Source organism: Microbacterium sp., assembly GCF_003248605.1.
Taxonomy (GTDB): Bacteria; Actinomycetota; Actinomycetes; order Actinomycetales; family Microbacteriaceae; genus Microbacterium.
The window spans coordinates 1-9,214 of sequence record NZ_QFPF01000100.1 but is presented as its reverse complement, the minus strand read 5'-3'; the positions used below and the strand labels follow the sequence as shown (position 1 = coordinate 9,214).

Genomic DNA, 9,214 nt, shown 5'->3' with positions numbered 1-9,214 from the left:
CACGCGACCGACGAGGGCGCCGGTGGCTCCGCCGATGAGGCCCAGGCCCGCGTACTGCTCGAGACGCGCGCGCGAGTCGGCGATGTCGAGGTTTCGCATCGTGAGCTGACCGATGCGGTCGACGGGCCCGAAGGCGGCGTCGCCCACACGTTCCATCGACAGCTTCTCCGGCGCGTAGGAGAGCGTCGAGCCCGTCGTGTCGAGAATCGTGTAGTCGTCTCCGCGCCGCAGGCGCAGGGTGACGGATCCCGAGATCGAGGTGCCGACCCACTTCTGGATCGAGTCGCGCAGCATGAGCGACTGCGGGTCGAGCCAGCGTCCCTCGTACATCAGGCGACCGAGGCGCCGGCCCTGCTCGTGGTAGGTCGCCAGGGTGTCTTCGTTGAGGATGCCATTGACCAGCCGCTCGTAGGCGATGAACAACAGGGCCATGCCCGGCGCCTCGTAGATACCGCGACTCTTGGCCTCGATGATGCGGTTCTCGATCTGGTCGCTCATCCCGAGGCCGTGGCGGCCGCCGATCGTGTTGGCCTGGCGGACCAGCTCGACCGGGTCGCCGTACTCCGTGCCGTTGAGCGCGACGGGTCGACCCGCTTCGAACGTGACCGTGACGTCCTCGGTGTCGATGGTGATCGCGGGGTCCCAGAATCGCACGCCCATGATCGGCTCGACGGTCTCGAGCGAGACGTCCAGGTGCTCGAGTGTCTTGGCTTCGTGCGTCGCGCCCCAGATGTTGGCGTCGGTCGAGTAGGCCTTCTCAGCCGAGTCGCGATACGGGAAACCGTGTGCGACGAGCCATTCGCTCATCTCCTTGCGTCCGCCGAGCTCGGTGACGAAGTCGGCGTCGAGCCAGGGCTTGTAGACGCGCAGGCGGGGGTTGGCGAGCAGGCCGTAGCGGTAGAAGCGCTCGATGTCGTTGCCCTTGTAGGTCGACCCGTCGCCCCAGATGTCGACGCCGTCCTCCTTCATGGCGCGCACGAGCAGGGTGCCGGTGACGGCGCGCCCGAGCGGTGTCGTGTTGAAGTAGGTGCGACCACCCGAGCGGATGTGGAAGGCCCCGCACGCCAGGGCGACGAAGCCCTCCTCGACCAGCGCGGTCTTGGCGTCCACGAGCCGGGCGACCTCGGCGCCGTACTCGAGCGCCCGGCCGGGCACCGCGTCGACGTCGGGCTCATCGGGCTGACCGAGGTCGCCGGTGTAGGTGCAGGGGATCGCGCCCTTGTCGCGCATCCAGGCGACGGCCACGGAGGTGTCCAGCCCTCCCGAAAAGGCGATGCCGACGCGCTCGCCGACGGGCAGGGACTGGAGGACCTTCGACATGGCCTCCAGTCTAGTGAGGGCGGATGCGCTCACTCAGCGCACGGCTGTGGCGACAGCATCCCGCTTTTCAGCGGCGAGATGGGCCGAGAACAGGAGATGGGTCGAGGACAGGAGCGGTGTGCCGCGCGGATCCTGTTCTCGGCGCGACTCCTGTCGTGGGTGCGGTCAGTGCGGCGATTGCACGCCGGGCGCGGTGCGGGATGCTGCCACCCGGGCGCCGCGCCAGCGCCCGACCGCGACGACGCCGAACGCGACGGTGACGATCGCGACGGCGATGCCGACGACGTACCCGATGACCCCGAGGTATCCGCCGGCGACGACGTTCGGATCGAGGAAGGGATACGGGTACCAGTACGGCACCCCCGTGCCCGGGTTGGTGATGTAGGGAGCCCGCACCAGCGTGTACAGGGCCCACGCGATCGGGTAGATCGCCACGATCAACGCCGCGCGCCACGGCAGCGCACGGCGGCGATAGCCGATGAGGGCGTCGACGAGCAGGAAGACGGGCACCCAGACGTGCAGGATCTCGTTCGACCAGCCCACGACGGCGCCCGGGGCCTGCTCGATGCCGCGCAGCAGGGTGTTGTAGACGATTCCGGTGACGACCATGTAGGTGGTCACGCAGGTGACGGCGAGGGCGATGCCCCAGGGTTCGGGGGTGGTGTCGCGTCGGCGGCGCAGCGCCCAGATCGCCGCGATCGCCAGGACGACCGCTGTGGCGAGGTTGGACTGGATCGTGAAGAAGCTGAAGAAGTTCGTCACCATCGTCGGAATGTGAGAGCCGTACGGGGTCGGGCTGACGAGGGCGAGGCTCAGCGAGCGCTCGAACTGGGCGAAGACGGCGACGACGGCCGCGGCGGCCACGAGCAGTCGAACGATCGGGTACAGCATGACCCTCCAGGGCGTCGACGGTGGGGCCAGGATATCGGCCCGGTAGGATCGTCAGGGCCGTCCGCGCCGCCCGGCGCCCGTCCCCAGGGGGTAGACCAATGCCAGGCATCGTGATCGTCGGCGTGCAGTGGGGCGACGAAGGAAAAGGCAAGGCGACCGACCTGCTCGGTGACCGCACCGACTGGGTCGTCAAATTCAACGGCGGCAACAACGCCGGACACACCGTGGTGATCGGCGACGAGAAGTACGCCCTGCACCTGCTGCCCTCGGGCATCCTCTCGTCCGGCGTGAACGCCGTCATCGGCAACGGCGTGGTCGTGGACCTCGAGGTGCTCTTCTACGAGCTCGAGGCGCTGAGCGCGCGCGGCGTCGACACGTCGCGGCTGCGCATCAGCGCGAACGCGCACATCATCACGCAGTACCACCGCACCCTCGACAAGGTCACCGAGCGCTTCCTGGGCAAGCGTCAGATCGGCACCACGGGGCGCGGCATCGGGCCCGCCTACGCCGACAAGATCAACCGCGTCGGCATCCGCGTGCAGGACCTCTTCGACGAGAACATCCTGCGCCAGAAGGTCGAGGGCGCGCTCGATCAGAAGAATCACCTGCTGGTGAAGGTCTTCAACCGTCGAGCCATCACCGTCGACGAGATCGTCGAAGACCTGCTCTCCTACGCCGAGCGGGTGCGTCCGATGGTCGATGACACCGGTCTGCTCCTGAACAACGCGCTCGACGCGGGCGACGTGGTCGTCTTCGAGGGCGGACAGGCCACGATGCTGGATGTCGACCACGGCACCTACCCGTTCGTCACCTCCTCGTCGGCGACCGCCGGCGGTGCGGCGATCGGCTCCGGTGTGGGCCCCAACCGGCTCGATCGCATCGTGGGCATCGTCAAGGCCTACACGACCCGCGTCGGGTCGGGCCCGTTCCCGACCGAGCTCTTCGACGAGCAGGGCGAATGGCTGCGCTCGCGCGGATTCGAGTTCGGCACGACCACGGGCCGCCCCCGCCGCGTGGGCTGGTACGACGCGCCCATCACGCGCTACGCCACACGGATCAACGGCATCACCGACCTCGTGCTGACCAAGCTCGACATCCTCTCGGGTCTTGATCAGATCCCGGTGTGCGTCGCGTACGACGTCGACGGCGAGCGTTTCGACGAGGTGCCGGTCAACCAGACCGACTTCCACCACGCGACGCCCATCCTCGAGTACTTCCCGGGCTGGAAGCAGGACATCTCCGGGGCCCGCGCCTTCGACGATCTGCCGATCGAGGCGCAGGACTACGTGCTCGCCCTCGAGCAGATGAGCGGAACCCGCATCTCGGTGATCGGCGTCGGGGCGGCGCGCGACGCCGTCATCGTGCGCCACGACCTGGTCGACTGACCTTGCAGTTCTGGGTCGGCGGCTGGGGTCCCGAGATGGACTCGGCCGCCGAGGGCGTCGGTGCGCTCGCCGCGGGCGGGCTCGATGACGGCTCGGCGGGAGGGCCACTCGGATTCGTCGGCACGGCCGCCCGGGCGGCATCCCCCTCGTGGCTCGCGGCGCATCCCTCCCTCGACGTCGTCTACGCGACGCTCGAGAGCGAGGGCCGGCTGCAGGGCTACCGGCGCACCGGGCCGTCCGCGCTCGTGCCGCTCGGCCGCGCGGTCGAGGTCGGCGACGCCGTCTGCCACGCCGCGGTGTCTCCCGACGGTGCCCTTCTCGTCGCCTCGTGCTGGGGTGATGGCCGGGTCGTGCGCATCGGGCTGGATGCTGTCGGCAGGCCGGTTTCCCGCGTCGAGGCCGCCGCGGCGGTCGATCCGCACGCGGGCTCGGGCTCGGGTTCGGGTTGGGGCTCGGGCGCAGGTGCGGGTGTTGGCGCGGGTGCGGGTCCTGCGTCGGCGGGAGCCGATGCGGCGACGGCGGTCGCGGTCGCAGGTGCGGGTGTCGGCGCGGGTGCGGGTCCAGCGGGTGCGGGTTCACCCTGGGCTGGTGCAGGAGGGGTGGACCTCGCCGCGGCCGCCCGTGCGCTGCGGGAAGCGGCGGGTGCGGAGTTCGCCCATCTGGTGCCCGATCACGACCGGGAGGACCCGGGCGCTGTCGCCGCAGCATCCACCGTCGAGGGCGAGCCCGCGGAGGCGCCCGTGCGCGTCTCACGGGCTCATGCCGCCGCGTTCCTGCCCTGCGGGCGCATCGCGACCACTGATCTCGGCTTCGATCTCGTGCGCATCTGGCGCGTGGATGCCGCAGGGCTCCGTGCCGACCACGAGGTGGTGCTGCCGCAGGGCTGCGGACCGCGGCACATGGTCGTGCACCCGAGCGGGCATCTCTATGTCGTGACGGAGTTCTCGTGCGAGGTGTTCGTGCTCGCCCCCGATGGGAGTGGACGGTGGGGACTCGTCGGCGGGATGCCCGCGCCCGTCGGGTATCTTGCCGGCGACACGGGCGCCGAGATCGCCCTTTCGCGCGATGCGGAGTTCGTCTACACCGGTCTGCGCGGGAGCAACACCATCGCGGTCGCGCGGGTGCGCGGCCAGGGTGAGACGCTGGCGCCGGTCGCGCTCGTCGAGTCGGGGGTGGACTGGCCGCGGCATCACCTTGTCGTGCGCGACACGATGCTCGTCGCCGGTCAGCGCTCGAACGACGTGGTGTCGTTCTCGCTGGACATCCGCACCGGCGTGCCCGGTCGCGTGCGGCATCGCGCCGCGGTTCCAGCGCCCACGCGGCTGCTGCCCGCCCGGCCCTGATCGCGCCGGCGTCGCGCGTCTGGGTCGCCTCCGGGCCTTGCGGCCCGGCCTCGGCGCCGGCGCCCGTTCCGGCCCCGCGCCCGCGTCCGCCCCGGCGCCGGCGCCCGCCCCGAACCCACATTTTTGCAGCGAACCGACATCCGTCGTGTGGTGGCTCGCTGCAAGAATGTGGGTTCGACGATCGGGCCGGGTAGCGCGACGCCGACCGCGCAACGCGCCGACCGCGCAACGCGCCGACCGCGCAACGCGCCGACCGCGCAACCGCCCGACCGCGCGACACCGACAGCGCGACGCAGGGAGACCGTTCCCCCGAGACCGCGCGACCGGCGCGGCGCCGTGTCAGACCTTGGCGTCCTGGCGTGGCACCCAGATCTGCTTGATGATCAGCAGGATCGAGGCCGAGATCGGGATCGCCACGAGCGCTCCGATGAGTCCGAGCAGCGTGCCACCGACGAGGGCGCCGATGACGACGAGCGCTCCGGGCACGTCCACGGCGCGGGACATAATGCGGGGCGTCAGCACGTATGCCTCGATCTGCATGTACACGAGGTAGACGAGGGCGAAGATCAAGGCGGCGACCGGGCTGGTGAACAGGGCGATGATGCTCGCGAAGATCCAGAACAGCACCGAACCGATCATCGGGATGAGGGTGATCAGGAACGCGAGGACCGCCATGAGTGCGGGAAAGGGCAATCCGAGCAGCGCGTGCAGGATGAAGGCCACGACGGAGTTCGCGAACGCGAGCGTGACCTGGCCCATCAGGTAACTGCCGATCGAGCCGGTGATCTGCTCCGTCATCGCCGCGAGGTTCGTGCGACCGCGCGCCGGAGTGAGGCGGTAGAACGCCTGCTTCATGGTCGGCAGCGACCCGAGGAAGAACAGCGTCAGCACGAGCGTGGTGAACCCGCCCGACACGACGGCCACCAGCCCCACACCGAACTGGAGGGCGCCCCCGCCGATCGTCGCGAGATGGCCGGGGTCGGTGAGGAAGCTCTGCAGAGCGGACAGCATGTCGGTCAGGCTCGCCCCGAACATGTCCTCGAGCGACTGGAACCACTCGGTCTGCTGCATCGATTGGATAAGGGTGGGGATGTCGCGGATGAACTGCGAGATCTGCGAGACGACCGTCGGGATGATCAGCCACAGCACGGCCACCACGACGACGACGAGCCCGAGCACGACGATCACGATGGACCACCCGCGCGGCACGCCGAGCTTCATGAGTCGATTGACGATCGGCTCGAGGCCCAGCGCGGCGAACAGCGCGAGCATGATGTAGATGAGCACGGTCGAAAGGTTCGACACGGCGAGCCCGATCACGAAGGCGGTGAGGGCGCCGAGGGTGACCATGAGACCGACCGCGAAGGGGCGGTCGATGCGCGCCCAGAACGAGCGGGCGGGCTCGCTTGTGACGGGGGTCGGCTGGTACGTGTCGGCGGCGACGACGTAGTGCGGATCGCCCGGGGCCGGAGCGAGGGTGAAGGAGTCGGCCGGGCTGGGTGCCTTCGCGGGCCGGGGCTGCTTTGCGCGGCGCCGCCGCGGCAGGGGCTCGTCGTCCGCATCGCGCGCTGCGCGGGGCGTCTTCTCGCTCATGGTCACACTCTAGGGGCGCGAGAGCGCGCTGCAGGTACCCTCGGTGGGGAGGAGGCCGACGTGAGCCAAGAGACCGATCCGCGCGAAGAGCTGCTGCGGCTGCGCGCCAGCATCGACAACATCGACGCCGCGCTGGTGTACATGCTGGCCGAGCGTTTTCGCTGCACCAAGCAGGTCGGTGTGCTCAAGGCCACGCACGAGATGCCCGCGTCCGACCCGACGCGCGAGGTCGAGCAGGTCGCGCGCCTGCGCCGCCTGGCGCTCGACGCCGACCTCGACCCGGCGTTCGCCGAGAAGTGGTTCAACTTCGTCGTCGCCGAGGTGATCCACCACCACGAGCAGGCGGCGAACGGGCGCTGAGGGGCGGAGGCGGCGCGGATGCTGGAGCCACAGCCCGCGGCGGGCCTAGCATTCGCTCATGACCCGTGAACTCCCCGTCGGCTCGCTGATCGGCTCGGACCTGCCCGCCCCCGCACACGTGCTCGCACCTCGTCTGAATCGACACACGTTCTGGTGCGGCCAGAGCGGTTCGGGAAAGACCTACGCGTTGGGGGTTCTCCTCGAGCAGGTGCTGCTGCACACGCGGCTGCCGCTGGTGATCCTCGACCCGAACTCCGACTTCGTGCGCCTCGGCGAGGTGCGCCAGGGTGTCGCCGCCGATGCGGCCGCGGAGCTGGCGTCGCGGGACATCCGCGTCTTCCGTCCCGGTGATGCCGTTCGGCCGCTGCACGCGCGCTTCCTGCAGCTGCCGCTGCGCTCGCGGGCCGCGCTCATGCAGATCGATCCGCTGGTCGATTTCGATGAGTACAACACGATGCTGCGTTTCGAGGACGAGATGCCGCACGTCAAGGACGGTGACCTCGTGGCGCACCTGCGCGCGGGTGAGGGCACGATCCGTCAACGACTCGCTACGCGCCTCGAGAACCTGGGTGTCGCCGACTGGGATCTGTGGGCGTGGGGCAAGCGGTCGATCACCGACGACATCGATGAGCGGCCCGATGCGGCCGTGCTCGATCTCGGCGGCTTCTCGACGCAGGCGGAGGCGCGCGCGGCGGCGCTCGCTGCGCTCGATCACCTCTGGGAGAAGCGGGAGGAGCGCATCGGGCGGCTCATCGTCATCGACGAGGCGCACAACCTGTGCCCGCCCGACCCCGCGAGCCCGGTCGATCGCCTGCTCACCGAACGCATCGTGCAGATCGCCGCCGAGGGACGCAAGTACGGGCTGTGGCTGCTGCTCTCCACGCAGCGTCCCACCAAGGTGCACCCCAACGCTCTCTCGCAGTGCGACAACCTCGCGCTCATGCGCATGAGCTCGCCTCGGGACCTCGACGATCTCGCCGAGGTGTTCGGGTACGCGCCGATGTCGCTGCTGGAGCGCTCCCCGGGATTCGCGCAGGGCCAGGCGCTCTTCGCGGGCGGGTTCGTGCAGGCGCCCGCCCTCGTGCAGATGGGCGAGCGCCTGGCACAGGAGGGCGGACGTGATGTGCCGGTTCCGCTGCGGTGACGCGACAGCATCCATCGCCCCTGCGGCGAGCGGTTAGGGGACCGCGCGCCGCAGGGTGAGGAACGAGGATGCCGCGAGCACCGCGATCAGCAGCAGACCCCACAGGGTCAGGCCCGAGGCACCCTGCACCGCGAACCACTCGAACACGCGAGCCCAGGCGTTCATGCGGCCGGTCAGCCACATGAGGCCGACGAGCACCAGGCCGATGCCGACGAGCACGACGGTCAGCCACAGTGCACCGAACCGCTTGTAGATCGTGGCCGCCCAGAACCCGATGACGAAGAACAACATGGCCAGGGCGAAGTAGAACAGACCCGCCATCGCGGGCCCGGCGGCCCAGATCCAGTCGAGGTAGAAGAAGTAGCCGTTGACCCCCCACCCGCCCGTCGCACGCTCGATCAGGCCGCCGGCGACGAAGATGAGCGCCAGGATGCCGCCGGTCAGCACCGCCGTGAGCAGCGTGCCGAGGTAGAACTCGCGCCGGGTGACGCTCATCGCCTGCGAGAACGGAAACGTCAGCGTGAGCGCCTGCACCCCGACGACACCGAAGTACCACAGCGGCGCCTGCGCGCCTCCGCCGTACTTGGGGCTGTCGACGGGGATCATCGACCAGATCAGCAGACTCAGCACGAAGGCTCCCGCGAGCACGATCAGCGGCACCCAGATGTAGGTCTGCCGGTTGATCAGCTGCATGCGGACGACATTGAGTGTGCGACTCATCGGAGTGCTCCTTCATCGACGGTGGATGCTGCGGCGCGATCTTCGGCCGCCTTCTGGGTGACGCGCACGATCAGCTGCTGCAGCGACACGGGTGCGACGTCGAGGCCCGTCGCGTCGAGCTCGGCGCGGTCGGCCGCGTCCAGATGACCGAGAACGGTGACCGAGGCGACGCGGCCGAGCGTCTCGCGATGCAGCACCTCGCGCCCCGCGGTGAACGCGTCGACCGCGCTCGCGTCGCCGACGATGTTCGTGGCGCGATCGCGCACGGCGTCGGTGTCTTCGTCCATGAGGATGCGGCCCTGATCGATGACGATGACCTTCTCGATGAGGTTCGAGACCTCGTCGATCAGGTGGCTCGAGAGGATCACCGTGCGCGGGTGCTCGGTGTAGTCCTCGAGCAGGCGGTCGTAAAAGATCTGACGGGCGACGGCGTCGAGGCCCAGGTACGGCTCGTCGAA

Annotated in this window: 8 protein-coding genes and 1 pseudogene; 4 read left to right on the top strand and 5 right to left on the bottom strand. The window is 69.6% G+C overall.

Annotated elements, in window-relative coordinates; genetic code table 11:
• The coding region (gene argG, locus DI573_RS12070; RefSeq protein WP_292814566.1) for an argininosuccinate synthase at nucleotides 1-1,320 on the bottom strand (1,320 nt) is incomplete at its 3' end.
• A gap of 165 nt (nucleotides 1,321-1,485) precedes the next feature.
• Nucleotides 1,486-2,211 (bottom strand): Pr6Pr family membrane protein, encoded by a 726-nt coding sequence (locus DI573_RS12065; RefSeq protein ID WP_292814564.1) that lies wholly within the window; start codon nucleotides 2,209-2,211, stop codon nucleotides 1,486-1,488.
• Between the two features lie 98 nt (nucleotides 2,212-2,309).
• Between DI573_RS12065 and DI573_RS12060 the strand changes: the two genes are divergently transcribed.
• The gene (locus tag DI573_RS12060) at nucleotides 2,310-3,596 is read left to right on the top strand and encodes an adenylosuccinate synthase (RefSeq protein WP_292814561.1); all 1,287 of its coding nucleotides are present in this window, start codon (nucleotides 2,310-2,312) and stop codon (nucleotides 3,594-3,596) included.
• A 2-nt stretch (nucleotides 3,597-3,598) separates the two neighbouring features.
• Nucleotides 3,599-4,939: a beta-propeller fold lactonase family protein gene (locus tag DI573_RS12055; protein WP_292814558.1), complete on the top strand. Its 1,341-nt coding sequence runs from the start codon at nucleotides 3,599-3,601 to the stop codon at nucleotides 4,937-4,939.
• 339 nt (nucleotides 4,940-5,278) lie between these two features.
• Here DI573_RS12055 and DI573_RS12050 read toward each other — a convergent pair whose 3' ends face one another.
• Nucleotides 5,279-6,532, bottom strand: a complete 1,254-nt coding sequence (locus DI573_RS12050) for an AI-2E family transporter (protein WP_292814554.1) — start codon at nucleotides 6,530-6,532, stop codon at nucleotides 5,279-5,281.
• A 60-nt stretch (nucleotides 6,533-6,592) separates the two neighbouring features.
• Between DI573_RS12050 and DI573_RS12045 the strand changes: the two genes are divergently transcribed.
• The gene (locus DI573_RS12045) at nucleotides 6,593-6,892 is read left to right on the top strand and encodes a chorismate mutase (RefSeq protein WP_292814551.1); all 300 of its coding nucleotides are present in this window, start codon (nucleotides 6,593-6,595) and stop codon (nucleotides 6,890-6,892) included.
• A 58-nt stretch (nucleotides 6,893-6,950) separates the two neighbouring features.
• Nucleotides 6,951-8,036 (top strand): ATP-binding protein, encoded by a 1,086-nt coding sequence (locus DI573_RS12040; protein WP_292814549.1) that lies wholly within the window; start codon nucleotides 6,951-6,953, stop codon nucleotides 8,034-8,036.
• A gap of 33 nt (nucleotides 8,037-8,069) precedes the next feature.
• Here DI573_RS12040 and DI573_RS12035 read toward each other — a convergent pair whose 3' ends face one another.
• Nucleotides 8,070-8,756, bottom strand: coding sequence for a hypothetical protein (locus DI573_RS12035; protein WP_292814546.1), 687 nt, complete (start codon nucleotides 8,754-8,756; stop codon nucleotides 8,070-8,072).
• A pseudogene (locus DI573_RS12030) lies at nucleotides 8,753-9,214 on the bottom strand (ABC transporter ATP-binding protein); the annotation flags it as partial. The pseudogene DI573_RS12030 and the gene DI573_RS12035, both read right to left, overlap by 4 nt.